Source organism: Lysobacter sp. CFH 32150 (assembly GCF_022758295.1).
Classification (GTDB): domain Bacteria; phylum Pseudomonadota; class Gammaproteobacteria; order Xanthomonadales; family Xanthomonadaceae; genus CFH-32150.
Map to the genome: position 1 here is coordinate 149,431 of NZ_JALDWJ010000008.1, position 25,573 is coordinate 175,003.

Sequence of the window (25,573 nt, forward strand, 5' to 3'; positions counted from 1 at the left end):
GACGACTGGCTACCATCGCGGCATGCATAGAGACCAACTCACTGTCGTCATCGCCGCCTTCAACGAAGCCGAGGCCCTCCCGCTGCTGCACCCGCGCTTGCTGGCCGTGCTCGACGGGCTGGCAAAGGAAGCTCAGGTCGACGGCCGCGTCCTGTACGTCGACGACGGCAGCCGCGACGCGACTTGGCTGGTGCTGCAAGGCTTCGCCACGGCCGATCCGCGGGTTGGCGTACTGCGGCTGTCGCGCAATTTTGGCAAGGAAGCCGCGCTGACCGCCGGCCTCGACCATGTCGATCAGGGCGCCGTGCTGATCCTCGACGCCGATGGCCAGGATCCGCCGGAACTGATCCCGCAATTCGTCACGAAGTGGCGCGAAGGCTTCGACGACGTCCACGGCACCCGTCTCGAACGTGAAGGCGAAAGTTGGCTGAAACGGGCGACCGCGCACGCGTTCTACCGGGTGATCGGACGACTTTCGAAAACCCCGATCCCGCGCGACACCGGCGATTTCCGCCTCCTGTCGCCGCGTGCGCTGGCCGCGCTCAAGCAATTGCGCGAACGCAACCGCTTCATGAAAGGCCTGTTCGGCTGGGTCGGCTTCAACCAGGTCGCGATCCCGTACCATCGCGACCCGCGCGCCGCCGGCAACAGCAAGTTCAACTTCTGGAAGCTGTGGAATTTCGCCCTCGAAGGCATCACCAGTTTTTCGACCGCGCCGCTGCGGGTGGCGACCTATCTCGGTGTTGCCACCGCGCTACTGGCATTCACCTATGGCGTGTGGATCGTGCTCAAGGCGGTGCTATGGGGCGATCCCGTCGCAGGCTGGCCGACGATGATGGCAGTGATCCTGTTCCTCGGCGGCGTGCAGTTGATCGCGCTCGGCCTGATCGGCGAATACCTTGGACGCCTCTACGAAGAAGCCAAGCAGCGGCCTCTTTACCTGGTCGATGCGTGGCGCCCGGCGACAGGAGTATCCTCGTCGCAGGTTCCGCAAGTTGCCTCGGGAGTTGGCCATGCGCACGGTACGCCACCTGCTCGAATCGAAAGCGCCTGAAGTCTTCGCGATCGGCCCGGACCAACCGGTGCTCGACGCGATCAAACTGATGGCCGACAAGCGCATCGGCGCGGTGCTGGTGATGCAGACCGGCAAGCTGGTCGGCATCCTGTCGGAGCGCGATTACGCTCGAAAGATCGTCCTGCAAGGGCGCTCGTCCGCGACCACCCCGGTGCGCGACATCATGACCCGCGACGTCATCAGCGTCGGCCTCAACGACACCGCCGACCATTGCATGCAGCTGGTCACCGACCGTCGAATCCGTCATTTGCCGGTGCTGGAAGGGGATGCGGTGCTGGGCGTGGTGTCCATCGGCGACCTGGTCAAGGCCGTGATCGAGGACCAGCAGGTGGAGATCGACCAGTTGCAGGAATACATCGTGGGCCGTTCACACGGGTGACGGCACTGCGCCGTCATTTCGCATAACGACCGCCGCAGTTGCTGTCCTCTCCCGGGCCGAGTTCCAACGTCGCCAGCAGTGCCGCCGGTGGTGCGATATTGCCCAGCGCCAACGCCAGCGCGCTGCGCAGTCCGAGGCGTCCGTAATCCGGTCGGAACGATGGATCCTTGAACGTGCCGCCGACCAGCAGCGGCGAACGGAGCGACAACAGGCTGCGATCCTTGGGACGTGGACGCAGTTTCAGGTTCAGGGTTTCATCGCGCAGGTTGATGTCGCCTTCGCCGACGATGATCGTGTCGCTGGTATCAAAGGCGAGCGCACGTGCGGTCATCACACCGTTGTCGACGCTGAAGTCGCCGAAGGCGCAGCGGATCGGGATCTTGCGGTCGCCGCGCACCATGAATTTGAGCGCTTCGGCGATGTCGATGCCGGCCCATTCCATCAGCAGGTTGCTGATCTGGCCTTGGCCCATGCCGAGCGCGACGTCGCCATCGGAACTGCCCAGCATCTGCGCGATCGAGTTTCCGCTACCGGCGATCTGGACATCGCCGCCGACCTTGCCGATCGAATCGCGCGCGAGTTGCAGTGTCGGCAGCAACTTCGGCAGGTTCAGCCCGCGCACGGCGATATCGGCGTTGGTTCGGATGACCGCCTCGCGCGCATCCATGCGGATCGTCGAGCGGATGTCGCCATCGGCGACGCCGAAGTTGAGTGGCTGCAGTCGCAACAGGCCGTTCTCGAGCAGCAGGTGCGCATCCATGTCGTCCAGCGGCAACTTCGGTGCATTGATGCGATGTGCCGTCCAGCGCACATCGGCGTCCATCGAACGCAGTTTTTCGAGTTCGTAGGGCTGGTCCGGCAGTACACGGGTGCGTGCGCTTTCGCGTGCGGCTTGCGCGGCTAGTTCGGGATTCGTGGCTTCGCCGCCGCCGGCCTGCGGTGCCTTGCCGACGAAGCCGGCGAGGTCGTCGAAATCGAGCCGCCTCGATGTCAGCCTGGCGCGCAGGTAAGGCCGCTTACGGCCAGTCTCGATGCTTGCGTTGCCGCCGAGATCGCTGTCGCCGACCTTGCCGCTAAAACCGTCGTAATGCCAGACGTTGCCGAGGGCGGTGACTTCACGGGTGAAACGACCGTCGAGCCGGTACGGCGGCGTCGTGGGCGTGGCGATACCGAACAGTGGATAGAGATCGGCGAGATCCTTGCCGCTGAGTGCAAGGCGCAGATCGAAGTCGCGCAATCTAAGCGGGTCGAGCAGGGTGCCGCGTGCGTGTCCATGGGTCGCACCGGCGCTGGCGCGTGCGTCGATGCGATACGGGCGCGCCGTATTGCGCAACTCGAGCGGCGACTCGGCGCGTCCGTCGAGCTTGAACGCGTTGCCCTGCCAGCGGCCACTGCCGACGACGAGTACCGGTGGTGCCGCAGCATCGTCGTGCGTGCGCTCGCTGTGGACATCGACCGTGATGTCGGTCCTCTGCGCGCCATCGAGGAAGCGCAATTGGCCGTCGTCGATCCACAGGCTGCGAAACTCCGCCTGCGCCTCGCCAGGCTCGCCGAACTTCCAGTTGCCGACGCGCCCAGGCCCCATTTCCAGATGCAACTGAGGTCGGCTTAGACGCAGCCCTGGAACGTGCACCTCGCGTCGGAACACCAGCGACCGCCATTCGATTTCGAATTCGACGCGATCGGCCGAGGCCATCGTCGGTTCCTTCGACCACGTGGCATTGCCGAAGTGCACGGCATCGGCGCGGATCGTCGGCGTCTTCCAGTCGAGATCCACATCGAGATCGCCACCGATGGTGAATGTGCGTCCGGTGCGCGCTTGCACTTGACGCTCAATCGGGCCCTTGAACCAGTTCCAGTCCCAGAGCGCGATCAGTGCCACGATCGCCAGCGCAAATACAGCAAGCGCGCTCCACCAGGGGTGACGCCGTAACGACGCCAACGCGGTGTTTACTCGCATTGTTTCCGGCTGGCCGTTCATCGTAGCGGTAATCGGTCACTCGTCGGCGCGACAATCGAATCCACCGACTTCATCCTGGCCCAGCGTGCCGCCATCGCTGCCGACTTCGAACGACAACGCCTCGCCCCGATAGGCAGGTGGTGCGCTGTCGGCGATGCGTGGGATTTCGACGACGCGGCCATCAGCCAAAGTCACGCGCGCCAGCTCTCCGCGCACGAGCGCGACCGCATGGCCGCCATCGCAGAGGTAGCGCATGCTCACGCCGTCGTCAGTGGGTGGAGGCGGCGTTGTGTCGGCGGTCGCGGGGTTGGGATCGGTGGCCGTTGGCGGCGGCGTATTCGCCGCCCCATCGTCAGGCCGCTTGCAGCCGATCAGCGCGCAGGTCGCGACGAGGATGAGGATCGGTGGACAGCTGCGGATCGGGAACCGGCTGGGCATGGCGATACTCCCGGAGTGGGTAGCGCCACCATCGTCATTGCAGGGTCAAGTCACGGTGAATGCGTTGCGGTTCATTCAGGCTGTCGGCATCACCTGTGCCATGACAGCGACGTAATGGGACACGCTGCCGGCGATGACGAACAGGTGCCAGATCGCATGCGAATAACGCAGCGAAGGCCGGTGGTAGAACACCGTGCCGAGCGTATAGAAGATCCCGCCAGCGAGCAGCCAGCCGAAGGTCCAGGCATCGAGCGCGCGGAACACCGGCACGATCGCGACCAGCACCAACCAACCCATCGCGATATAAATCAGCGTCGACAGCAGCTTGAACCTACCAGTGAAGAACAGCTTAAACACAATGCCCGCGAACGCCAGCGTCCAGATCGCCGTGAACAACCACCAGCCCACTTCGCCGCGCAATCCGATCAAGGTGAATGGTGTGTAGGTGCCGGCGATCAGCAGGTAGATTGCGCAGTGGTCGAAGACCTTGAGCCGTGCCTTGGCTTGCGGGTGCTGGATGGCGTGATAGAGGGTGGAGGCGATGTAGAGCAGCAACAGGCTGACCCCGAACACGATCGCTGCCGTCAGCTGCCAGCTATCGCCATGCAGCGCGGCCAGCGTGATCAGCACCGCGCCGCCGGCCAAGGCCGCGGTCGCGCCGAGGCCGTGGGTCAGGGCGCTGGCCAGCTCCTCTCGAGCATGGGCCTCATGAGCATGGGCGTCACGAGCATGGGCGTCACGAGCATGGGCGTCACGAGCATGGGCGTCACGAGCATGGGCTTCGTGGGCGTGAACATCGTGGTTCGGGGTCTGCATGGCCATGATTGCAGCATCCGGGCAGGGGATGGAGCAAATGCTCGGATCGGGACGACGATCCCGTGATCGAGGAGTCTCGCGGTCATGCGCAGCGCTACAACCGGACCCGGGCTGGTGAGTTGAGACCATTTGCGCGGCATGCCACGCGGTCTCAACGCACGTCCTGTGATCAGTCGATGCCTACGGCGTGCGCGTGCTCGCGAGTGGCCTTGAATTGCACGTCGGGCGCGCGCTCCTGCGCCAGTTGCAGGTTGACGCGGGTCGGGGCGAGGTAGACCAGCTCACCAGCGGCGTCGACGCCGAGGTTCATCGCATACTTGTCGCGGAATTCCTCGAGCTTCTTCGGGTTATCGCATTGGATCCAGCGTGCGGTCGTGACCTGCACGGGTTCGAAACTGGCATCGACGCCGTATTCGTCCTTCAACCGATAAGCGACGACGTCGAACTGCAGAGTGCCGACTGCACCGAGGATCAGGTCGTTCGACATCAGTGGACGGAAGAACTGGGTCGCGCCTTCCTCTGAAAGTTGCGCGAGTCCCTTCTGCAGTTGCTTGAGCTTGAGCGGATCGCGCAGGCGCGCGCGACGGAACAGTTCCGGGGCGAAGTTGGGGATGCCGGTGAACGACAACGTCTCGCCTTCGCTGAAGCTGTCGCCGATCGAGATCGTGCCGTGGTTGTGGATGCCGATCACGTCGCCCGGGTAAGCCGTTTCGACGATCTCGCGATCGCTGGCCATGAAGGTCAGCGCGTTGGCGAGCTTCACTTCCTTGCCAGTACGTGCCTGCATCGCTTTCATGCCGGCGGTGAACTTGCCCGAGCAGATGCGCATGAACGCGACGCGATCGCGATGCTGCGGATCCATGTTGGCCTGGATCTTGAACACGAAGCCGGACAGGTGCGGCTCGTACGGTGCTACCTCGCGCGATGTCGTCGCACGCGGCTTCGGCGGTGGCGCGTGTTCGACGAAGAAATCGAGCAGCAACTGCACGCCGAAATTGTTGACCGCGGATCCGAAGAACACCGGCGTCTGCTTGCCGGCGAGATAGGCGGCCGGATCGAAGGGGTGCGAGGCACCTTGCACGAGTTCCAGTTCGTCGCGCAGTTCGCACAGCATGTCGCTGCCGATCTTCGCTTCCAGCGCAGGGTCGTCCAGCGATTCGAAGATCGTCGAATCCTGGCGGGTGAAGTTGCGGCCTTGTTCGTACAAGTGCACTTCGCCGCTGATCAGGTGCACCACGCCCTTCAGGCGCTGGCCCATGCCGATCGGCCAGGTCACCGGTGCGCACTGGATGCCGAGCACCGATTCGACTTCGTCCAGCAGGTCGATCGGTGGCTTGCCTTCGCGATCGAGCTTGTTGATGAAGCTCATGATCGGTGTGTCGCGCAGGCGGCAGACCTCCATCAGCTTGATCGTGCGTTCCTCGACGCCTTTCGCCACGTCGATCACCATCAACGCGGAGTCGACCGCGGTCAGCACGCGATAGGTGTCCTCGCCGAAGTCGGCGTGACCGGGCGTGTCGAGCAGGTTGACGATGCGGCCTTCGTACGGGAATTGCATCACCGACGAGGTCACCGAGATGCCACGTTCCTTTTCCAGCGCCATCCAGTCGGACGTGGCGTGGCGCGCCGCCTTGCGGCCCTTGACCGAGCCGGCCATCTGGATCGCGCCGCCGAACAGCAGCAGCTTCTCGGTCAGCGTGGTCTTGCCGGCGTCGGGGTGCGAAATGATCGCGAAGGTGCGCCGGCGCGCGGCTTCGAGGGAAACGTCGGACATGGGCGCAGCGCGCAATGGAGTGCGCGGTAAGAACGGGGAAGGGCGCGAATTATAGCTGCGGGCTGCGATCAGCGCCGTGCCGGCAGCATCGTCACGCCCGGCATGCGGATCGGGATCGAATCCAGCCGCATTCCGCGGTTCACCTGCACCACGAAGTGCAGATGCGGGCCGGTACTGAAGCCGGTATTGCCGGAGAGGCCGATCTGCTGGCCGGCGCGTATGCGCTGGCCAACGCGGACCAGCACGCCTTCGGGCTGCAGATGCGCGTACACCGCCATGGTGCCGTCGTCGTGGACGACGCGGACGAAGTTGGCGCGGCCGCCGTATTTCTCGCGGTTGAGGCCGGCTTTGTCGAAGTCCGATTCGACCTGCATCACCACGCCCTCGCGTGCGGCGACCACCGGCGTGCCGGGATCGGCAGCGAAATCGATTGCGTAGCGGTTCGGCGGATCGCTGTGGCTGAAGCTGCCGCCGTAGCCCTGGTCGACGCGCAGCTTGTGGCTGCGCAACGGCAGCTGGTATTCGACGTCGCGCGGCTTGGCGTTGGGATCGCCGGGAATGATGTCGAGGTGGGTGCCGAATTCGCCGCCGCCCAGCCGTGGATCGGCAAGGAACAGCGTTGCGACGAGGACGCGGCCGCGCGCGGGGATCGTGGCACGTGCCGGCAGGGCAGGATCGCCGGCCATGTTGTTGTTGCTGCGCAACGACAACAACACCTCGATCGGCCCGGCCAGGGTGTTCTCGGCCCAGGCGAGATAACGCGAGCCCTCGCTTTCGAGCTGCAGGCGCGCCATCGCGCCGGGCTCGGCGCGGAACGGGATCACCTTCACCGCGCGCGCCTGCGCCGCGGCTTTCGCATCGGGCGCACGATCGCCGTAGTGCGTCACGCCATTCTTGTCGACCCACTTGTAGATCTTGCCCGCATGCGCCTTGATCGCGACGCATGCGGCCAGCGCGCACAACGCGATCGCGATGGCACGCCGTGGCCTCATTCCACGCAGCCCTGGGTCAGGCCAAGGGTGTGGGCGACGTCACGAAGGTCGAACGCGGTCACCGATTTGTCGTCGTGTACCGCGAACAGTGCGCCGCCGGGGAAACGCTCGGTCGCCGCCGCGTGCAGTGCAACGCCATCGGTGTACGCAGTGGTGTTGCCGTGGAAGCTGCCACGCGGCTGCAGCGTAATCCGGTCGAACAAGTGGAACACGGTCAGCGGCGAAAGCTGGTCGACTGCGATCCAGTAACCACCGCCATCCGGGCAGGTCCACAGCGCCACGCCTTCGGCTTCGGCCTTGAAACTGTCCTGCGGCAGGCTGCGTCCGGTGTAACGGCCGGAGAAGGTGTATTCGCGCAAGGTCGATTCGTGGCGACGGTCTTCGTCGGCGATCAACAGGCGATCGTTGCTGGGATCGCCGGCAAGCGATTCCACCATTCGCAGCGCGGACTCCTCGCGGGTGTCGCCGAAGGAGCCGGCGTAACTGGTGCGCAGGCGCCCGTCCTGGTCGAACTGCACGCGATAACGCCGCACGCGCTGGTCGAGTTCGTTGAATGGCGGCACGACATCGAACTTCTTGCCGTACTGGAAGCTGTCGGTGATATAGACCTCGAGTTCGCCCGGCTCGGTCTCGTGCAGCCAGATGCCGTAAGGGCTGCGCAACTGGGCCTCGCCGAACGAGCCGAGCGGCGTGAGCTCGGGCAGCGAGAGCACCTGTACGCGATGGTTGTCGCGTTCGGCGACGAACAGATGATCGCCGTACACCGTGATGCCGTTCGGCCGGTCGAACTGGCCCGGCGCACTACCCTCGGATCCGGATTCCAGCAGGCGCTCGCCGCTGTCCGCGTCGAACACCACGAGGCGGTGGCTGGATTTGCCGGTGGCGATCAACCAGGTGCTGCCCTGGTCGCCGGGCCAGGTTGCCAGCGAGTCCAGTTCCTCCTCCGGTGAAGCCGTGGAGACATAGGCTTCGGCCACGGTGGCAACCGGCGGCGCAGACGCAGCGCTGGGCGCATCCGGGCGCAGGGCGGTGGTGCTACAGGCAGCCAGCAGTGCGGTGGTCAGGGCGAGGATCGCGCCGCCACGAAGGGGTCGTTTCAGCATGGCGCAAGTATGCGTGAAGCCTTCGGCGATGTAAGCGGGCCGACGATACGGAACGGTCGTTTCCGGTGTAACCATCGCTTCATCCGCATGAAAGGATTGACATATCGAAATAACCCCGGCAACCTAGGCCTCGAAATCCCATCGAGACCGGCTGAGGGACAGGCCCGAAGAAGCCGGGGCAACCACAGAGGCAGCGCGCAAGCGTTGCTTCTCGAAGGTGCCAAATCCTGCGGGGGCGCTAGTCGTCCACCGGAAGATGGGTCGTATTCCGCACTCTGCGGAATCGACGCGCATCATCGGTAAAACCGCGGAACTCGCTGGGGGTGTCGAACCCAGGAGCTTCCGATGAGCCTTGCCGCTGCCCTCGCCGACGAACTGCTGCCGTGTACGGGCACGCTGCGTCGTGCGCCGTTTGCAACGCCCACCGTGCCTGCGCGACGTGGCGAAATCGAAACAGTCATCGCGCTGCGCCATGCCGGCAGCAAACGGTTGCGCCTGCATTGGGAGACCCAGGGCGATGCCGGATTGCCGGCGGTCGTCGTGCTCGGCGGCATTTCCGCGACGCGCCATGTCGCCAGCAATCACCTCGACAGCGAAGCCGGCTGGTGGGAATGCCAGGTCGGTGCCGGACTCGCGCTCGATCCCGCCAAGCTGCACATCATCGGCATCGACTGGGTCGGCGCCGACGGCGATCTCGATGCACCGATCGACACCGCCGACCAGGCCGAAGCCGTTGCCGCCGTGCTCGACGCCCTCGGCATCGCGCGCCTGCATGCGTTCGTCGGTTGCTCCTACGGTGCGATGGTCGGCCTCGCATTCGCCGCGCGTCACGGTCTTCGCCTCGAACGCCTGGTCGCGATCAGCGGCGCGCACAAGCCGCATCCCTTCGCCAGCGCCTGGCGTGGCCTGCAGCGCAAGATCGTCGCGCTCGGGCAATTGCAGTGCGCGGAAGACCATGGCCTGTCGCTGGCGCGGCAACTGGCGATGCTCAGCTACCGCACCCCGGAGGAATTCGCCGAACGCTTCGACGCGCCGGTAGCGCTGGAAGGCCAGCGTGTGCGTTCCGCTTCCGACGATTACCTCGAAGCCTGCGGCCTGCGCTACACCCAGCGCTGGAGCGCCACCGCCTTCCTGCGCCTGTCCGAATCGATCGACCTGCACAACGTCGATCCGGCGCAGATCAACACGCCGACCACCGTGATCGCGGTGGCCGAAGACCGCCTCGTGCCGCTCGCCGAATTGCGCGCACTGTCCGAACAGATCGCCGCGCCGTGCCAGTTGCAGCTGCTGAATTCGCTGTACGGCCACGACGCCTTCCTGAAAGAAACCGACACCTTCGACGCGCTGCTGCGCGCATCAATCTCTGGAGACAAGCAGTGAGCGCCAAGACTTTCGAACGCAGTGCCACCACCGCCGCCGTCCGCGCCGGCATCGATCGCGATACCGCCTTCGGCGCGGTCACGCCGCCGCTGGTGCTGTCGAGCAATTTCAGCTTTGCCGGCTTCAACCAGAAGCGTCAGTACGACTACACCCGCAGCGGCAACCCGACCCGCGACCTGCTCGGCGACGCGTTGGCCGAACTCGAAGGCGGCGCCGGTGGCATCGTCACTTCGACCGGTATGTCCGCGATCACCTTGGTGCTGAACGCGCTGCTGGAACCAGGTGATCGCCTGGTGGTGCCGCACGACGGTTACGGCGGCAGCTGGCGCCTGTTCAATGCGCTGGCGAAGAAGGGTGCGTTCGAACTGGTCACCGTCGATCTCACCGATCCGCGCGCGCTTGCCGCGGCCCTCTGCGCAACGGATGAAAGCCGCGCACCGAAGCTCGTGTGGATCGAAACCCCATCGAACCCGTTGCTACGCGTCACCGACCTGCGCTTCGTGATCGAAGCCGCGCACAAGGCCGGTGCGTTGACCGTCGTCGACAACACGTTCCTTTCGCCGGCATTGCAGACGCCGATCGCGTTCGGCGCCGATTTCGTCCTGCATTCGACGACCAAGTACATCAACGGCCACAGCGACGTCGTCGGCGGCGCGGTGGTATCGAAGCGCCAGGAACACCACGAGTTGCTGACCTGGTGGGCGAATGCGCTCGGCGTCACCGGTTCGCCATTCGACAGCTTCCTCACGTTGCGCGGCCTGCGCACGCTGGATGCGCGTTTGCGCGTGCACCAGGAAAACGCGACCGCACTGGCCGAGTGGCTGGAAACGCAACCGGCCGTGACGGCGGTGCATTATCCAGGACTGGTATCACATCCTGGTCATGCGCTCGCCGCGCGCCAGCAACACGGTTTCGGCGCGATGCTGTCGGTCGAACTCGATGGCGGTGAGGAATCGGTCCGCGCGTTCGTCGAGGGATTGCAATGCTTCACCCTGGCCGAATCGCTGGGCGGTGTCGAAAGTCTGATCGCACATCCGGCGACCATGACCCACGCTGCGATGTCGCCGGAAGCGCGCGTTGCTGCCGGCATATCCGACGGATTGCTGCGGCTGTCGGTGGGCATCGAATCGCTCGATGACCTGCAAGCTGATCTCGCGGCCGGCTTCGCCCGCATCGCCGCGCTCGACATCGGCTGTCCCAAACAAGAACGGGCCGAAGCGTAATGAGTGCGGTTGCGCTCGCCGTCGATGCGCATGCACCAGCGCGTGTCGCTGCGTCGGCGCCTGCACGGGTGGCGCTGCTCGGCACCGGCACCGTCGGCACGGCAGTGCTGGCGCGGCTGGCCCGCTGGGTCGATACGCCGATCGGTGGTCGCCTCTCGTTGGTGTACGCGGCGAATTCGCGCCAGTCGACTGGCAGTCGCTTCGGCATCGCGCCCGAAGGCGTAGCGCGACTGCTGGCGCAAGAACCGCAGGCGAGCACGCTCGACGCGATCGCATCATCACTGCATGGCGACAAACTGCACGGCGAAGGCGTGCGCATCGTCATCGACGCCACCGCGAGCGAGGCGGTGGCCGAGCGCCACGCGGGTTGGCTTGCGCAAGGCATCCATGTCGTCACTGCCTGCAAACTGGGGCAGGGCGCCTCGCTTGCACGCTGGCGCGCGATCCGTGCCGCGTGCGCGCACGGTGGTAGCCAGTATGGCGATAGCGCCACCGTCGGCGCCGGATTGCCGTTGATCCGTTCGATCCGCGAACTGCAAGCCGGCGGCGACCGCATCCACGCCATCGCCGGCGTGCTGTCGGGCTCGCTGGCGTGGCTGTGCAACCACTACGACGGCTTGCGTCCGTTCTCCGGCTTCGTCCGCGAGGCGCGCGCCGCCGGCTACACCGAACCAGATCCGCGTGAAGATCTCTCCGGCGAAGACGTGCGTCGCAAGCTGTTGATCCTGGCGCGTGCGGCCGGCGTCGAACTCGAAGCCGGAGACGTCGATGTGCGTTCGCTGGTGCCATCGCAACTCGCCACCTTGGCGAAAGGCGACGTCGACGCCGCGCTGCCTACACTCGACGTACCGCTGCGCGAGCGCTACGCCGCCGCGTACAAGAACGGCGAGAAGCTGCGCTTCATCGCACGCCTCGAGCATGCACATGAAGGCAATGGCCGTGCGGAAGTCGGCCTCGAATCACTCGCTGCCGACCACCCGCTCGCCGGGGGTGCCGGTACCGACAATCGCGTCGCGATCTGGAGTGATCGTTATCGCGAGCAACCGCTCGTGATCCAGGGGCCGGGCGCGGGGGCGGAGGTGACCGCGGCGGCGCTGCTGGATGACGTGCTGGCGATTCAGGCTGCGGCCGCTGCCGCAAAGAAAGCATCGATCGGCTGAGGTCGGCAGAACACGTAACCCTGCGCGTAGTCCACGCCCATCATCCGCAGGCGATCCACCTGCATCGCAGTCTCCGCCTGCTCGGCGATGGTCCGCTTGTCGAGGACATGGGCGATGTCGGTGATCGAACGCACCACGGCTTCGGCCAGCGGCGACTGCTCGAGGTCGCGGACGAAGCTGCCGTCGATCTTGAGATAGTCGACATCGAGATGCTGCAGGTAGCTGAAAGAGCAGAAGCCGGTGCCGAAGTCGTCGAGCGCGAAGCGGCAGCCGCGATTGCGCATGCGGCTGATGAACTGCTGCGCCCGTGACCGGTCGCGGACGACGCTGGTCTCGGTGATCTCCAGGCACAGGCGTTCCGCCGGAAAACTGCTGCGCCGCAGGCGCGCCGCGAAATAGTCGCTGAATTCGTCGTCGATCAATGTGTCGCCGCCGAGGTTCACGCTACAAAGCTCGATCGCCTGTGCTTCCTCGGGGTGCTGCTCCAGCCACTGCAGCACCGTGTCGATCACATACCGATCCAAGCGCGGCCCGAGGCGATAGCGTTCTGCGGCGGCGATCAGTTCGGCCGGTGGGCGCATCTCGCCGTTGGCGTCGATCCAGCGCAGCAGGATTTCGAAATGCCGCTGTTGCGGCGATGGTCGGTTGAGATCGACGATCGGCTGGCAGTAGAGCGCGAAACGGCGTTGGTCCAACGCTTCGCGCACCTGCAGCGCACGACGCATCGACGCGGTGCGCAACTGCATTTCATCGCGGTCGGATGATGCCGGCAACACGCGGTTTCCACCCAGTTCCTTGGCGGCGAAGCAGGCCGCGTCGGCGTGGGAGAAGAGGACGTCGAAATCCTCGTGCGGGGAACTGCTGTGTACCAGGCCGATACTCGCGGCCGCGGTCAGCGTCTGTTCCTGCCAGGGCACCCGCAAGGCATCGATGGCGGACAGCAGCCGTCGTCCGCTGGCGATCGCTGCTGCTTCACTGCCGGGAAGCAGGGCGGAAAACTCGTCGCCACCGGTACGGGCGACCAAGGCCGATTCGCCCAGCTCGGCCTCGACCAGGCTGGCCACGCTGCGAATCAGGTCGTCGCCCGCCACATGGCTGGTCGAATCGTTGACCAGCTTGAAGTGGTCGAGGTCGAGATAGAGCAGGGTCAGCTCCGTGTCGTCCTTGCCGAGGCACTCACGCGCGCGTTCTTCGAACGTGCTGCGGTTGAGCAATCCGGTCAGCGGATCCCGGGTCGCACGCCGATACAGGGCCGCTGCGGTGGTGTTTTTCTCGTAATTGGAGACCGAGAGCATGACCGGGATCACCGAGACCAGGCACAACAGCAGCATCAACACCGAGGAATCGAGCAGCGTGAGCGGACGGGAGAAGCCGCCGAGCCCGAGTCCGGTGAGCAGGCTGAGGAAGACGACGACCCCGACCGTCGCCGACATCGTCCAGATCGGCGAGAAGCGCACTGCGGCCCAGAGCAGCAATGCCAGCGGAAGGCTGACCAAGCCGAGCGCGTACTGGTTGCCACTGCGGCCGGCGAAATAGATCACTACCAGGCACGTCGCCAAAACGATCACCCAGGCGATGCGCTCGCGCGGGGTCGCATCGTCGCCTTTCCAAAGTGCCCCTACGCGGTCGTCATCGCGTGCGAACAGCAGCGACAGGCTGGGTGTCAGCGTGGTCATGCCGAGCAGGTCGCCGAGCAGCCACAGCAACAGTGCCCGCCCGGCATCGCCAGGAACGATCATGTCGGCCTGGATCAGGCCGGCGGTGCCCACGATCGAACTGATTGCGCCCAGCAGGATGCCGCCTCGCAGCAACAGCAGGCCGTCGCTCGTCTGCAGATGCAGGTCACGGCCGCGGCGGTGCCGCTGGACGTACCACCCAGCCGCCAGCGTTGCTACGGTATTGCTGCCTATCGAATAGGGCAGGAATTCCATCGGCACCGGAAGCACGAAGGCGTGCAGCAACGCCATGGCCGCGGGAATCACCACTACCCAGGGCAGGCCGTAGCGCACCACCACGGCATAGCCGATGCCGGCACTGGGCCAGAACAGGGTCACGTCCTCGGGTGTGCGCAGATACAGACTCGCCAGCACCGCCCCGGCGAAGTACAGGCCGGTCAGCAGCAGGAAGCGGCGGACGGTCGCCCAGCTGGCACGCATTGAGGAAGTGTAAGCGCGAAGCGCAGCCGCTGCTTCGCGTGGTGGCCACTGACAACCCCAAGGGCTGGGCCTGAGGACGCGCGATGTTGCCTCATCGCTCGGTTGCGTATCGACATACGCGCCTTCGCTCTTCCTTGCCTCGCGCGCCCTCAGGCCCGGCGCGACCTGCTCGGAGAGCGTTAACAGGCCCTAGTCAGCACTCGATCACGTTGACCGCGAGGCCGCCGCGCGAAGTTTCCTTGTACTTGTCCTGCATGTCGCGCCCGGTGTCGCGCATGGTCTTGATGACCTTGTCGAGGCTGACCTTGTGTTTGCCGTCGCCGCGCAGGGCCATGCGGCTGGCGTTGATCGCCTTCACCGCGCCCATCGCGTTGCGTTCGATACAGGGGATCTGGACCAGGCCGCCGATCGGGTCGCAGGTGAGGCCGAGGTTGTGTTCCATGCCGATTTCGGCGGCGTTCTCGATCTGGCCGGACGTACCACCGAGTGCGGCGGTGAGGCCGGCGGCGGCCATCGAGCAGGCGACGCCGACTTCGCCCTGGCAGCCGACTTCGGCCCCGGAGATCGATGCGTTTTCCTTGTACAGGATGCCGACCGCGGCCGCGGTGAGCAGGAAGTCGAACACACCTTGTTCGTTCGCGCCCGGACAGAAGCGGTCGTAGTAATGCAGCACCGAGGGAATGATGCCGGCTGCGCCGTTGGTGGGCGCAGTGACGACACGGCCACCGGCGGCGTTCTCTTCGTTCACTGCGAGCGCGTAGAGATTCACCCAGTCGAGCACGGTGAGGGGATCGCGCATCGCTGCTTCGGGCTTGGTCGACAATTCGGCGAACAGGGCCGGTGCACGACGCTGCACATGGAGGCCGCCCGGCAGCGTGCCGGATTGGCGGATGCCGCGCTGCACACAGGCCTGGAAGGCGGTCCAGAGTTCGCGCAGGCCCTCGCGGATTTCGTCGGGCGTGCGCCAGGCCTGCTCGTTGGCGAACATCAGTTGGGCGATGGTGAGACCGCTGCGTTCGGCCTGCGCGAGCAGTTCCGCACCGCTGTGGAACGGGTAGGGCAGTTCAGTGGTATCGGCGACGATGCGATCTTCCGCGGCTTCGTCCTGGTTGACGACGAAGCCGCCGCCGACCGAGTAGTAGTCGCGCGTGGCGAGCTCATTGCCCGCGGCGTCGTAAGCGGTGAAGCGCATGCCGTTGGTGTGGAACGGCAGCTTCTGCCGCTTGTTCATGATCAGGTCTTGCTTCTCGTCGAAGGCGATCTCGTGCTTGCCGAGCAGGCGGATCTTCTTCTCCCCGCGGATGCGTTCCAGCGCGGCAGGAATGACGTCGGGATCGATCAGGTTGGGCAAGTGGCCTTCCAGCCCCATCAGCACCGCCTTGTCGGTGCCATGGCCGCGACCGGTCAGCGCGAGCGAACCGAACACTTCGGCGCGCACGCGCGCGGTGCGGGCGAGATTGCCGTTTTCATCGAGCCATTTCGAAACGAAACGCGCAGCGGCGCGCATCGGCCCGACCGTGTGCGAGGAACTCGGCCCGACGCCGATCTTGAACAAGTCGAAGGTGCTGACAGCCATGATGGAAATCCCGGGAGACCGCTTATTCTATGCCTCCTGCTCAATCCGCATCCGTATGCTCCTCGTCCTCTACCAGCGCGACGATTGCCACCTCTGCGACCTCGCGCTGGAGGTGCTGGCGGCGGCGCGCGTGCCGGAATTCGACAGCGTGTTCATCGATGGCGATGAAGCGCTGGAGGCGTGTTATGGGGAGCGGATTCCGGTGCTGCGGGACCTTGACCGCGGCATCGAGCTGGATTGGCCCTTCGATGCCGATGGCGTGCGACGCTGGCAGCTCTTGTAGGAGCGGCTTATAGCCGCGAGCTTTGCTCCCGTCACAAAAAAGCTCGCGGCTATAAGCCGCTCCTACGCGTTGGAGGTTATTTTGCCGCTTGCAAAACGACCTTGGTGTTGATCGCGATTTCGTTCGGCAGCAATTCGGTATCGGCCCATTCGCCGCTGCCGACGCCGAAGTCGAGGCGCTTGACCGTGGCCTTGCCGGCCAGCACCGGCTTCGCGCCCGGGGTCCAGGTGAACGCCAGCGTGACCGGTTTGCTGATGCCGCGCAGCGACAAGGTGCCGTCGGCAGCGAACTTGTTGCCGCCGAGCGCACGGAACTTAGTCGCGGTGTAGCGCGCCTGCGGGAACTTCGAGGCGTTGAAGAACGTGCTGCCGCGCAGTTCGCTGTCGTAGTCCTCGACGCCGGTGGTGGCACTGACCAGTGGGATGGTCACGTCGAGTTTCGACGTCGCCAGCTGCTTCGGATCGAACGACAGCTTGGTGACGAAGCCGGGAAAACGGCCGGTGAACGTCTCACCCTGGTAGCTGCTCGCAAAAACCAGGCTCGAACCCGTCACCTGCGTGTAATCGGCGGCAATTGCGGGCGCGGTGAGTGTCAGTGCAAAAGCGAGGGCAAAGGTCTTACGCAACATCATGGTTCTCCTTGGGACCCGAACTCAACCAGCCGCGTGGCAGCATGCGCGCGAGGGTAGCGTCGCGTTGGAACAGGTGGTGGTAGAAGGCTGCAGCCGCATGCATGAACACGAGCGCTACGAGGATCCAGAACAACACTTCGTGCACGACCTCGGACAGCTCGTGCAGGTCATGGTCCTTGCCGGCGATGGCCGGCAGGTTGAACAGGCCGAACCATTGCAGCGGGAAGCCTGCGGACGAATTGACCACCCAGCCGGAAAGCGGGATCGCGAACAGCAACACATACAGCGCGAAGTGGGTGAGCGAAGCGATGCGTTCCTGCCAGGTCGGCGTGCCGGGCACCGGTTCGGGCGTGCCTGCATACAGCCGCCACAACACGCGCAGCGTCACCAGGCCGAGGATGGTCAGGCCGATCGACTTGTGCAGGGCATAGGTGCGGATTTTGTCCAGCCCGTTCGGCAGCTCGGTCATGGTCAGGCCGAGATAGGCCATCACCAGGATGAGCACGAGGATCGTCCAGTGCAGCAACTGGCTGATCGGGCCCCAGCGTTCGGGTGTGTTCTTCAAAGGCATGTTTTTCAAAGTCATGGGAATCATTACGGAGTCGGGGTGGGTTCGGATGCAGCCGGCGTTTCCTGTGGAGGTGCCTCGTCGAGGCCCTCGCCGCTGCGACGCACCGCTTCGGCTTCGATCCGCAATTTCACTTCGTCGCCGATCACCGACTTCCACGCATCGATGCCGAACTCCTTGCGGCTGAGCGTGGCGCAGGCAGAAAACCCGGCAGTGCGGCGGAATGGCGGCAAGGGATGGCGCTTGAGCTGATTCAGGGTAACGTCCATGCACAGCGGCTTGGTGACGCCGTGCAGGGTCAGCTCGCCGCAGACCTTCGCGTGCGTAGCATCGCGGGGCTCGACCGTCGTGGAGACGAAGCGCGCCTCGGGATGGTTGTCGGCATCGAGCAGATTGTCGGCCAGCGCGGCGGCGTTCCACTTGGCGTCGCCGAGTTCGAGGCGCGTCAGCGGTACCGTGGCCTCGAGCCGCGCCGTCGTCCAGTCGTCCTGGTCGAATTCGAGTACACCGGTGCTGCCGGAAACGGTGCCGATCGGATTCGAGAATCCTGCATGGCTGACTGAGAACATGACGCGGGTATGGACAGGATCGAGCTCGTAGCGCGCGGGCTCGGCTGCCATGGCCGGCAGGCAGACGAGCAGGGCCAACATGGCGAGGGGTGGTGGACGCGTCATTGGTCGCTCCCATTCCGGCGATGGACGGATTCTAGGGCGGACTGCATGAACGTGGACGCTTGCGTGCGCGACGGTCCGTTGCGAGCATGCGTCAACGGAGAGGTAAGTATGCGCATAGGGATCGTGCTGCTGTGGCTGTTGTGTGCGTGTGGGTGGGTCACGGCGGGGGTGCCTGAAACCCCGCGCTTCCGCGTGCTTGGTGTCGCCGAAGGCATGCCGTCGAGCAGCATCAACGCGCTCGCGCGCGACCGTGCTGGCTACGTCTGGATCGCCACGGTCGATGGTTTGGCACGTTACGACGGTGTCGACTTCCGCCTGTGGCGCCACGTGCCGGATGATGCAGCGGCGTTGCCGGGGAACATCGTGCAAGCGCTGCATATCGATGCGCAGGACCGGGTTTGGGTGGCCACCGAATTCGGCGGCATCAGCATGCTCGACGCGGCGCGCGGCGACTTTCGCCATTACCGGCGGAGCACGCATCCGCAGATCGGCAGCGACGACACATGGGCCTTCGCCAGTCGGGGCGATGAGCTCTGGTTCGGCACCGCAGACGGCGGTTTGCATCGCCTCGCGCGCGATGGTCGGATCACGCGCTTTACCGCCGAGGAGGACAACCTGCCTTCGAACACGGTCCTGGCATTGGCGTTCGATGCCGCGGGCACGTTGTGGATCGGCACCGACATGGGTCTGGCTCGTTTCGATGGCAAACATATCGTGGCAATGCCGTTGCCCGGCGCGAACACATCGGTGGTCTATTCGTTGAGACGTGAAGACGATGCGCTTTGGATCGGCAGCGCGGACGGCGTCTTCCGACGCGAAGCCGATGGACGCTGGACGCAGCCGGTGTGGTCACCGATGTTCGAGCGGCCGAATGCATTGACGAGCATTGCACGCGATCACGACGGCAAGTTGTGGCTTGGCAGCCAGCGTGGCTTGTGGCGGGCGCAGGCGAACGGCGTCCCGGTACCCGTGCCCTTGGGTGGACCTGGCATTGCCAAGGGCGTGCAGGCGTTGTTGCTGCAAGACGACGGTGCGTTATGGGTCCCGGTGCCGGGTGCTGGTCTGGGGTATCTGCGCTCGGATTGGCGTCGCGTTGCACAGTTCACACGCAGTCCGGAGGGGTTGTCGGACGAGCTTTATCGTGCGATCGCACCGGCACGCGATAGCGGCGTCTGGCTCGGTGGTTTGAACGGCGCCGTCGAGCGCCTGGACGCCACCGGTGCCATCGAACGCCTCGGTGACGCAGAGCGCGAACGCCTCAAGGACCAGCGCTTTTTCTCCATCGCGGAAGATCACGCAGGACGTTTGTGGTTGGGGAATTCGTTAGGCCTGATCCGGATCGGCCGCGACGGTACCGTGGACGAATGGCGCAAAGACGATCAAAACGACGCCGCGCTGGCCGGCCGCATCGATCATTTGCGCGTCGCACCCGACGGCACCCTGTGGTTGTCGGCGAACGGTGGTGGCGTGCAGCAGCGCGATCCATCCACCGGTACTGTGCTGGCCGAGGTGACGCCCGGCCAAGACAGCGGGCTCGGTACTGGCGATACCGAAGCCTTGGAGTTCGATGACGAAGGTCGCCCATGGATTGCCGGCGAGAACGGCTTGGCACGTTGGGACGCAGGTCGCAAACGCTTCGTTGCCGTGGAACCGATGCAGGGGGCACGTGTGCATGCCTTCGCTTTCGAAGGTGCCGATGCATTGTGGCTGCATCGCGTTACCGGTCTTGAGCGTTACCAAAGGACGAATGGCGCCTGGCGCCGTGCCGCGGCGGCTTCCACCGACACAGGATTGCCCGCAGTGGAATCCGGCGCGCTACGCATCGATCGCGCGAAGCGCGTGTGGCTGTCGACGTCGCGCGGCCTGTATCGCTGGGATCCGCACACCCAGGTGCTGCGGCGGTTCGGTGTCCAGCACGGGTTGAGCAGCCAGGAGTTCGTCGATCGCGCGCTTGCGATATCGGGCGATGGCATGCTCACTGCGACCACCGCCGACGGCTCTGTCGTGCTGGTGGACACCACTGCCCCGGAGCCGCATGCGAGGGTGCCGGACCTGCGCATCGACTCCTTCGCAGTGCGCCGCGAAGGACATTGGCAGGATTGGCCGGACGGTCGTGCGATCGAGCTGTCGCCGCAGAAGCATGAGTTCCGGGTCAGCACGCGCCTGCTGGCTTACGACGATCCGCTCGCCAATCGCTACTGGACGCGGCTTGAAGGCTTCGAGCGCGACTGGGTGGCGCAGGACGCTACCGGTGAGCGCGTGTTCACGGATCTGCCTTCGGGAGATTACACACTTCGTGCGCGGGCCATTGATGCGGCTGGGAACGCAGCAAGGGAGCAGACATTGAGTTTCCGGGTTCTGCCACCCTGGTGGAAAGCCGGCTGGGCGACTGCTGCGCCCCTCGTCCTCTGCGCGTTCGTGCTCTGGTGGATCTCGCGTACGTACGACGCCAGGCTTGATCGCCAACATGCGCTGCAGCTGAGCGAGCAGAAGCGATCGCTCGCCGAACAGGCCTCGCAGGCCAAGACCCAGTTCCTCGCCACCCTCGGCCACGAAGTCCGCACCCCGATGACCGGCGTGCTTGGGATGACCGAATTGCTGCTTGGCACACCGCTCCAGCAGAAGCAGCGCGGCTACGCCGAGTCGATTCGCAGCTCCGGCCAGCATCTGCTGCGGTTGGTCAACGATGCGCTGGATCTGGCGCGGGTCGAATCTGGCAAGCTCGAACTGGAGGACGCACCGTTCGACCTGCACATCCTGCTGCAGGAGGTCTGCGCTCTGTTCGAACCGCTGGCGCAAGCCAAGGGACTCGGTTTCCGCTGTGAATCCGCCAACCTCCCGCGCGGCGTTCGCGGCGATGCGCATCGCCTCAGGCAGATGCTGCTCAACCTCGGCAACAACGCGATCAAGTTCACCGAGCGCGGAGATGTCGTGTTGCGTGCGACCGCAACGGCGCGCGGCGTGCGGTTTGAAGTCATCGACACCGGGCCCGGCCTCAGCGCCGAGCAACAGGCGCGGTTATTCCGTCGCTTCGAGCAAGCCGAAGGTGCGCGAACCACCGCGCGCTACGGCGGCAGCGGCCTGGGTCTCGCGATCTGCCAGGAATTAGCTGCAGCCATGGGCGGGCGCGTCGAAGTCGAAAGCACGCTGGGGCAGGGCGCGACCTTCCGCCTCGACCTGCCGCTGCCTGCGGCTGAGATTCCTGCCGCGCAAGATGCTGAAACCCGCGATCGGGTCGCGGCGCACCGCATCCTGCTGGTTGAAGACGACCCCACAGTGGCGCAAGTGCTGGGCGAGTTGCTCCAGGCGCAAGGCCACGTCGTGACGCATGCGCCACACGGGCTGGCGGCACTCGCGGCCTTGCAGTCGGCCGCGCATGATCTTGCCTTCCTTGACCTCGACTTGCCCGGCATCGACGGTTTCGATCTCGCACGCATGATCTGCGGCCAGGGACATGCCTTGCCCCTGATCGCCCTCACCGCACGCGCGGACACCGACGCCGAACCGAAAGCGCGCGTGGCGGGCATGACGGGATTCCTGCGCAAGCCGGTGACTGGAGCATTGCTGACCGCAGCCATCGAAGCAGCGTTACCCGCGTAAGTTGGCGGGTCGCCCTACTGGGCGTCGGCGGTCGCTGCGTCGGTCGCGCGCAGGAAGCTGATTACGCCCGGCACGTACGTGGATTGATCGTCGTACATCGCCATGTGGCTGCCTTGCGGGCAATACAGGTACTGCCCACGGGGCAGGCGTTTGCTCATCATCTCCATGAAGGCCGGGTCCATGGTGTCGTAGCGCGCGCCGATGACGAGGGTCGGAACCTTGATCTTCGCCAGGTCGGCGGTGCGGTCCCAGTCGAGGAGGATGCCGCTGGCGCCGAGTTCGCTCGGTCCCTGCATCGGCACATAAACCTTCTTGTTGATCTTGGCGAAGGCGCGATTGACCGGGTCGGGCCACTGCGCCATCGGCATGCGCAGGATGTGTTGTTCGTAATGCGGCTGGAGCAGCGCCATGTAGCGCGGATCGTCGAAGGCTTTCGCGGCCTCCAGGCGCTTGGCCTCGGCCAGGGCAGCCGGGTCCATCTGCGGCATCAGCACCTTTTCGGCATAGCGGTTGTACGCCGGGATGCTCGACATCATGTTGGAAATGATCAAACCCTTCAGGTGTTGCTGGTACTTGAGCGCGTATTCCATCGCCAGGATGCCGCCCCAGGAATGTCCGAGCAGGTAGAAGTTGTCGCGGTCCAGTTTCAGCGCCTGCCGTACTTGCTCGACTTCCTCGACGAAGCGCGCGGTGTCCAGCAACCGCGCATCGTCTGGCTGGTCGCTGTAGGCCGAACCAAGCTGGTCGTAGTAGTAGTACTCGATGCCGGCGCCGGGAAAATAGCTGTCGAAGGCCTCGAAATACTCGTGCGTCGCACCGGGGCCACCGTGCAATAGCAACACCTTGATCTTCGGGTTGTTGCCGACACGCTTGGTCCAGACCTTGAAGTCGCCGACCGGGGTGTGGACCGGAATCATGCGGGCGCCGCCGCTGAGGACATCCTCGCGGCCGCTGTTGTCGAAGTAGGCGTCTGGCATGGACGTTATCGGTTCGCCCGCCGCGACGATCCCGGTGAGCAGCAGCAGGGCAAACAAGGCGAATCGTTTCATCGGTGCGGCTCCGGGCGTGGCTTGCGAGCGAGCCTAGTAGCGGTTCGTCGCTCATGCAATCGCCCTGGTGGGGCAGCACCCAGGTGCAACCGATGCGCCATCCAGCGTATCCCTGGGGGCAAATTACCCGGGGAATCCCATGCGCTTGCTTGCCTTGATCCTGTCCGCCGTCGTCCTGCCACTGGCGCAAGCCGCTCCGTTGCAAACCAGCTTGATTCCGCAGCAACTACTCATCGAACGTGCGCGCGACGAGCAACGGCTCAATTTCGACCTGATGTTCCAGAATGATGGCGAACAGGCACTGGAACTGGTCCGCCTGGAGCTGACGCTGTTCGACCGCAACGGCCACTTCTTCGCCCAGCGTCGCCTTGATCGCAACGGCGACAGCAGCACGATGAGCATCCTCACCGTGCCGAACCGTACGTTGCCGGCGAAAGGACGATTGGTGGTGTTCAATCCATTCACGCAGTTTCCGGCCGATGCCTGGTTGGGTGATTTGCGCTTCGAGGCGGTCTTCAGCGCGGGCGAGAACCAGCCAGAGCAACGCGTGAGCGTGAAAGTCGTTCCGCGCGCATTCGAACCGAAAACAAAACTCGCGTTGCCGCTGCGTGGCGAAGCGTTCGTCCATGACGGCCACGACCTCACCGCGCATCACCGCCGGCTCGACATCACCGGTGGCATGACCACCCACTTCGGCATCACCGGCAACTTCATGCGCTATGCGCACGATTTCGTGGTCACGGATCAGCAAGGGAAATTGTTCCGCGGCGATGGCGCGCAGCCGGAGGACTGGTACGGGTACGGCGCGCCGATCCTCGCCACCGGTGATGGCACCGTGCGCGAAATCCACGACGGCATGGCCGACAACCGCAAGGGCGCACCGCCGCCGTTCGACCAAGCCGCGATCATGCAGAACCTCAAGCTGTTCCTCGGCAACTACGTCCTGCTCGACCACGGCAACGGCGAGTACAGCCTGTTCGCGCACATGCGGCAGGGCAGCGTGAAAGTGAAGCCGGGACAGCGCGTGGCGCGCGGCGATGCGATCGGTGCGATGGGCATGTCCGGCGATGCCTTCCTGGTGCACCTGCATTACCAGCTGCAGTCAGGTGCGGGCTTCGAGGAAGGACTGCCCGCCTATTTTGAACATGTCCGCGTGCGTACCGGCGACGGCTGGACCGCGTCGTTTACCGGGCCGGTGGACAGTGGCGACGTGGTGGAAACCACGTCGCCGTAACAACGCTTAGCGCCGGCTGTAGGCGTGCACTTCGTCGACCAGTGCGGCGACGTGCTCGGGTTGCATGTCCGGCGACAGGCCGTGGCCGAGGTTGAACACATGCCCTTCGCGCGAGCCGCCGTTGCCGGCAGCGTAGCTGTCCAGTGCGATGCGGACCTGAGCACGCACCGCATCGGGTGAACCGTACAGCATCGCCGGGTCGAGGTTGCCCTGCAGCGCGACCTTGCCTGCGGTGCGGCGTGCGGCCTCCTCCAGTGTCACCGTCCAGTCGACGCCGAGGCCTTCGGTGCCGCTGGCGGCGAGTTCTTCGAGATATGGCGCGTTGCCTTTGCCGAACAGGATCAGGGGTGTGCGCTCGCTACCTTCGCCACGTTGCAGCTCGCGGGCGATGCGGGTCAGGTACGGCAGTGAGAATTCGCGATACATCGCCGGCGACAAGACGCCACCCCAGGTGTCGAACACCTGCAGCGCCTGCGCGCCGGCGGCACGTTGCGCGGCGAGATAGGCGATGACCGCGTCGGTGTTGATCGACAGCAACTTGTGCAGCGCGGCGGGCTCGTTCAGCGCCAGCGCCTTGATCTTCGAATAGTTGTCGCTGCCGCCGCCTTCGACCATGTAGCAGGCCAGCGTCCACGGGCTGCCAGAGAAACCGATCAGCGGCACCTTGCCGTCGAGCTCGCGACGGATGACGCGCACGGCGTCCATCACGTAGCGCAACTCGGTTTCCATGTCCGGCACCGCGAGCTTCGCGATATCGGCCGCACTGCGCACGGGGCGCTCGAATTTCGGACCCTCGCCGTCGGCAAAATACAGGCCCAGCCCCATCGCGTCGGGCACGGTGAGGATGTCGGAGAACAGGATCGCGGCGTCGAGATTGAAGCGCGCCAGCGGTTGCAGCGTGACTTCGCAGGCGAGGTCCGGGTTCTTCGCCATCGCCAGGAAACTGCCGGCTTTTGCTCTCGTCGCACGATATTCCGGCAGGTAGCGACCGGCCTGGCGCATCAGCCAGACGGGCGTGCAGTCGACGGGTTCGCGGCGCAGCGCGCGCAGCAGGCGATCGTTCTTCAGGGCAACGGACAAATCGGTTCTCGCTTTGAGTGAGTAGGAATTACGGTTTCGGCGAAGTCGTGTTCCGGGGCGCTTCGGCGCCCTGGACGAACATCAGCTGGAAGCCTTTCTTGAGTTGCAGGTCACGCGCGTGCTCGAAGGCCGCGGTGGCGCTGGCCTGGTCGAGGTATTGCTCGCGGCGGACCGTGCTCCGTCCGCCGATCTGCCCGGTCTCTCGCACCAGCGTCCACCCGCCCAGCAGGTCGGGTTCGAGCATCAATTGCACGAAGCGCGGGGCCTCGCGGCCGTCGGGACGTTGTTGCAGGAGCAGGCGCATGGCCTGCAATTGTAGGGCCTGTTAACGCTATCCACGCAGGTCGCGCCAGGCCTGAGGACGTGCGAAGCAAGGAAGAGCGAGGGCGCGTATGTCGATACGTAACTGAGCGATGACGCGG

The 25,573-nt window shown here is 65.0% G+C and carries 21 protein-coding genes, 1 pseudogene and 1 riboswitch; of the genes and pseudogenes, 8 read left to right on the top strand and 14 right to left on the bottom strand.

From position 1 onward, the window contains the following. Positions 1 to 22 precede the first annotated feature (22 nt). Positions 23 to 1,054 carry a glycosyltransferase family 2 protein gene (locus tag MO486_RS12185; protein WP_242908024.1) on the top strand — a complete coding sequence of 344 codons (1,032 nt, stop codon included), beginning with the start codon at positions 23 to 25 and terminating at the stop codon, positions 1,052 to 1,054. Continuing rightward, positions 1,014 to 1,454, top strand: a complete 441-nt coding sequence (locus tag MO486_RS12190) for a CBS domain-containing protein (protein ID WP_242908026.1) — start codon at positions 1,014 to 1,016, stop codon at positions 1,452 to 1,454. Before MO486_RS12185 ends, MO486_RS12190 begins: the two co-directional genes overlap by 41 nt. 13 nt (positions 1,455 to 1,467) lie before the next feature. On the opposite strand, the gene MO486_RS12195 is transcribed toward MO486_RS12190, so the two are convergent. The 6 genes from MO486_RS12195 to MO486_RS12220 form a co-directional block, all read right to left on the bottom strand. Beyond that, positions 1,468 to 3,414 (bottom strand): AsmA family protein, encoded by a 1,947-nt coding sequence (locus MO486_RS12195; protein WP_242908028.1) that lies wholly within the window; start codon positions 3,412 to 3,414, stop codon positions 1,468 to 1,470. Between the two features lie 36 nt (positions 3,415 to 3,450). Beyond that, positions 3,451 to 3,852 carry a hypothetical protein gene (locus MO486_RS12200; RefSeq protein ID WP_242908034.1) on the bottom strand — a complete coding sequence of 134 codons (402 nt, stop codon included), beginning with the start codon at positions 3,850 to 3,852 and terminating at the stop codon, positions 3,451 to 3,453. A 75-nt stretch (positions 3,853 to 3,927) separates the two neighbouring features. Continuing rightward, complete coding sequence (locus MO486_RS12205; RefSeq protein ID WP_242908036.1) at positions 3,928 to 4,668, bottom strand: hemolysin III family protein; 741 nt, start codon at positions 4,666 to 4,668, stop codon at positions 3,928 to 3,930. Between the two features lie 169 nt (positions 4,669 to 4,837). Beyond that, on the bottom strand, positions 4,838 to 6,442 hold the full coding sequence (locus MO486_RS12210) for a peptide chain release factor 3 (protein WP_242908038.1): 1,605 nt from the start codon (positions 6,440 to 6,442) through the stop codon (positions 4,838 to 4,840). 68 nt (positions 6,443 to 6,510) lie between these two features. Further along, positions 6,511 to 7,434: a M23 family metallopeptidase gene (locus tag MO486_RS12215; protein WP_242908041.1), complete on the bottom strand. Its 924-nt coding sequence runs from the start codon at positions 7,432 to 7,434 to the stop codon at positions 6,511 to 6,513. Then, a complete protein-coding gene (locus tag MO486_RS12220) occupies positions 7,431 to 8,537 on the bottom strand; it encodes a phytase (RefSeq protein WP_242908043.1) in 1,107 nt (368 codons plus the stop codon). Before MO486_RS12220 ends, MO486_RS12215 begins: the two co-directional genes overlap by 4 nt. A gap of 135 nt (positions 8,538 to 8,672) precedes the next feature. After that, positions 8,673 to 8,800: riboswitch (SAM riboswitch) on the top strand. An 82-nt stretch (positions 8,801 to 8,882) separates the two neighbouring features. Between MO486_RS12220 and MO486_RS12225 the strand changes: the two genes are divergently transcribed. Genes MO486_RS12225 through MO486_RS12235 form a run of 3 tightly spaced genes read left to right on the top strand, consistent with a single transcriptional unit; the run spans position 8,883 to position 12,300 of the window. Continuing rightward, the gene (locus tag MO486_RS12225; protein WP_242908046.1) at positions 8,883 to 9,917 is read left to right on the top strand and encodes a homoserine O-succinyltransferase; all 1,035 of its coding nucleotides are present in this window, start codon (positions 8,883 to 8,885) and stop codon (positions 9,915 to 9,917) included. Next, positions 9,914 to 11,140, top strand: coding sequence for an O-succinylhomoserine (thiol)-lyase (locus MO486_RS12230; protein WP_242908048.1), 1,227 nt, complete (start codon positions 9,914 to 9,916; stop codon positions 11,138 to 11,140). The genes MO486_RS12225 and MO486_RS12230 overlap by 4 nt, the downstream gene beginning before the upstream one ends. After that, positions 11,140 to 12,300, top strand: coding sequence for a homoserine dehydrogenase (locus tag MO486_RS12235; RefSeq protein WP_242908050.1), 1,161 nt, complete (start codon positions 11,140 to 11,142; stop codon positions 12,298 to 12,300). The genes MO486_RS12230 and MO486_RS12235 overlap by 1 nt, the downstream gene beginning before the upstream one ends. Here MO486_RS12235 and MO486_RS12240 read toward each other — a convergent pair. Both MO486_RS12240 and MO486_RS12245 read right to left on the bottom strand, forming a co-directional pair. Next, positions 12,258 to 14,456, bottom strand: a complete 2,199-nt coding sequence (locus MO486_RS12240; protein ID WP_242908052.1) for an EAL domain-containing protein — start codon at positions 14,454 to 14,456, stop codon at positions 12,258 to 12,260. The genes MO486_RS12235 and MO486_RS12240 overlap by 43 nt on opposite strands. A 193-nt stretch (positions 14,457 to 14,649) precedes the next feature. Continuing rightward, positions 14,650 to 16,032 carry an L-serine ammonia-lyase gene (locus MO486_RS12245; protein WP_242908058.1) on the bottom strand — a complete coding sequence of 461 codons (1,383 nt, stop codon included), beginning with the start codon at positions 16,030 to 16,032 and terminating at the stop codon, positions 14,650 to 14,652. Positions 16,033 to 16,087: 55 nt separating this feature from the next. On the opposite strand from MO486_RS12245, the gene MO486_RS12250 reads away from it, so the two are divergent. Beyond that, positions 16,088 to 16,315, top strand: a complete 228-nt coding sequence (locus tag MO486_RS12250; protein ID WP_242908060.1) for a glutaredoxin family protein — start codon at positions 16,088 to 16,090, stop codon at positions 16,313 to 16,315. A gap of 76 nt (positions 16,316 to 16,391) precedes the next feature. On the opposite strand, the gene MO486_RS12255 is transcribed toward MO486_RS12250, so the two are convergent. The 3 genes and pseudogenes from MO486_RS12255 to MO486_RS12265 all read right to left on the bottom strand — a co-directional run. Then, positions 16,392 to 16,943, bottom strand: a complete 552-nt coding sequence (locus MO486_RS12255; RefSeq protein ID WP_242908062.1) for a YceI family protein — start codon at positions 16,941 to 16,943, stop codon at positions 16,392 to 16,394. Then, positions 16,933 to 17,517 carry a cytochrome b gene (locus MO486_RS12260; RefSeq protein WP_242908342.1) on the bottom strand — a complete coding sequence of 195 codons (585 nt, stop codon included), beginning with the start codon at positions 17,515 to 17,517 and terminating at the stop codon, positions 16,933 to 16,935. The genes MO486_RS12255 and MO486_RS12260 overlap by 11 nt, the downstream gene beginning before the upstream one ends. A gap of 101 nt (positions 17,518 to 17,618) precedes the next feature. Continuing rightward, a pseudogene (locus tag MO486_RS12265) lies at positions 17,619 to 18,188 on the bottom strand (YceI family protein); the annotation flags it as partial. A 108-nt stretch (positions 18,189 to 18,296) separates the two neighbouring features. On the opposite strand from MO486_RS12265, the gene MO486_RS12270 reads away from it, so the two are divergent. Continuing rightward, the gene (locus MO486_RS12270; protein ID WP_242908064.1) at positions 18,297 to 21,788 is read left to right on the top strand and encodes a two-component regulator propeller domain-containing protein; all 3,492 of its coding nucleotides are present in this window, start codon (positions 18,297 to 18,299) and stop codon (positions 21,786 to 21,788) included. 14 nt (positions 21,789 to 21,802) lie between these two features. Here the strand turns inward: MO486_RS12270 and MO486_RS12275 are convergent, their stop codons facing one another. Then, complete coding sequence (locus MO486_RS12275; RefSeq protein ID WP_242908066.1) at positions 21,803 to 22,837, bottom strand: proline iminopeptidase-family hydrolase; 1,035 nt, start codon at positions 22,835 to 22,837, stop codon at positions 21,803 to 21,805. A 139-nt stretch (positions 22,838 to 22,976) separates the two neighbouring features. Here MO486_RS12275 and MO486_RS12280 point away from each other — a divergent pair, with 139 nt between their 5' ends. After that, positions 22,977 to 24,071 (top strand): peptidoglycan DD-metalloendopeptidase family protein, encoded by a 1,095-nt coding sequence (locus MO486_RS12280; protein WP_242908068.1) that lies wholly within the window; start codon positions 22,977 to 22,979, stop codon positions 24,069 to 24,071. A gap of 6 nt (positions 24,072 to 24,077) precedes the next feature. On the opposite strand, the gene hemE is transcribed toward MO486_RS12280, so the two are convergent. Continuing rightward, complete coding sequence (gene hemE, locus MO486_RS12285; protein ID WP_242908070.1) at positions 24,078 to 25,151, bottom strand: uroporphyrinogen decarboxylase; 1,074 nt, start codon at positions 25,149 to 25,151, stop codon at positions 24,078 to 24,080. Positions 25,152 to 25,179: 28 nt separating this feature from the next. Continuing rightward, a complete protein-coding gene (locus MO486_RS12290) occupies positions 25,180 to 25,455 on the bottom strand; it encodes a WGR domain-containing protein (protein WP_242908072.1) in 276 nt (91 codons plus the stop codon). Positions 25,456 to 25,573: the final 118 nt, after the last annotated feature.

What these genes read in the sequence shown, in the direction of transcription:
- MO486_RS12235 (WP_242908050.1), top strand. Translation starts at nt 11,140, where the DNA reads ATGAGTGCGGTTGCGCTCGCCGTCGATGCGCATGCACCAGCGCGTGTC.
- MO486_RS12260 (WP_242908342.1), bottom strand. Translation starts at nt 17,517, where the DNA reads ATGCCTTTGAAGAACACACCCGAACGCTGGGGCCCGATCAGCCAGTTG.
- MO486_RS12210 (WP_242908038.1), bottom strand. Translation starts at nt 6,442, where the DNA reads ATGTCCGACGTTTCCCTCGAAGCCGCGCGCCGGCGCACCTTCGCGATC.
- MO486_RS12205 (WP_242908036.1), bottom strand. Translation starts at nt 4,668, where the DNA reads ATGCAGACCCCGAACCACGATGTTCACGCCCACGAAGCCCATGCTCGT.
- MO486_RS12240 (WP_242908052.1), bottom strand. Translation starts at nt 14,456, where the DNA reads ATGCGTGCCAGCTGGGCGACCGTCCGCCGCTTCCTGCTGCTGACCGGC.
- MO486_RS12290 (WP_242908072.1), bottom strand. Translation starts at nt 25,455, where the DNA reads ATGCGCCTGCTCCTGCAACAACGTCCCGACGGCCGCGAGGCCCCGCGC.
- MO486_RS12275 (WP_242908066.1), bottom strand. Translation starts at nt 22,837, where the DNA reads ATGAAACGATTCGCCTTGTTTGCCCTGCTGCTGCTCACCGGGATCGTC.
- MO486_RS12200 (WP_242908034.1), bottom strand. Translation starts at nt 3,852, where the DNA reads ATGCCCAGCCGGTTCCCGATCCGCAGCTGTCCACCGATCCTCATCCTC.
- MO486_RS12280 (WP_242908068.1), top strand. Translation starts at nt 22,977, where the DNA reads ATGCGCTTGCTTGCCTTGATCCTGTCCGCCGTCGTCCTGCCACTGGCG.
- MO486_RS12185 (WP_242908024.1), top strand. Translation starts at nt 23, where the DNA reads ATGCATAGAGACCAACTCACTGTCGTCATCGCCGCCTTCAACGAAGCC.
- MO486_RS12225 (WP_242908046.1), top strand. Translation starts at nt 8,883, where the DNA reads ATGAGCCTTGCCGCTGCCCTCGCCGACGAACTGCTGCCGTGTACGGGC.
- MO486_RS12220 (WP_242908043.1), bottom strand. Translation starts at nt 8,537, where the DNA reads ATGCTGAAACGACCCCTTCGTGGCGGCGCGATCCTCGCCCTGACCACC.
- MO486_RS12245 (WP_242908058.1), bottom strand. Translation starts at nt 16,032, where the DNA reads ATGGCTGTCAGCACCTTCGACTTGTTCAAGATCGGCGTCGGGCCGAGT.
- MO486_RS12270 (WP_242908064.1), top strand. Translation starts at nt 18,297, where the DNA reads ATGCGCATAGGGATCGTGCTGCTGTGGCTGTTGTGTGCGTGTGGGTGG.
- MO486_RS12255 (WP_242908062.1), bottom strand. Translation starts at nt 16,943, where the DNA reads ATGTTGCGTAAGACCTTTGCCCTCGCTTTTGCACTGACACTCACCGCG.
- MO486_RS12195 (WP_242908028.1), bottom strand. Translation starts at nt 3,414, where the DNA reads ATGCGAGTAAACACCGCGTTGGCGTCGTTACGGCGTCACCCCTGGTGG.
- MO486_RS12215 (WP_242908041.1), bottom strand. Translation starts at nt 7,434, where the DNA reads ATGAGGCCACGGCGTGCCATCGCGATCGCGTTGTGCGCGCTGGCCGCA.
- MO486_RS12250 (WP_242908060.1), top strand. Translation starts at nt 16,088, where the DNA reads ATGCTCCTCGTCCTCTACCAGCGCGACGATTGCCACCTCTGCGACCTC.
- MO486_RS12190 (WP_242908026.1), top strand. Translation starts at nt 1,014, where the DNA reads ATGCGCACGGTACGCCACCTGCTCGAATCGAAAGCGCCTGAAGTCTTC.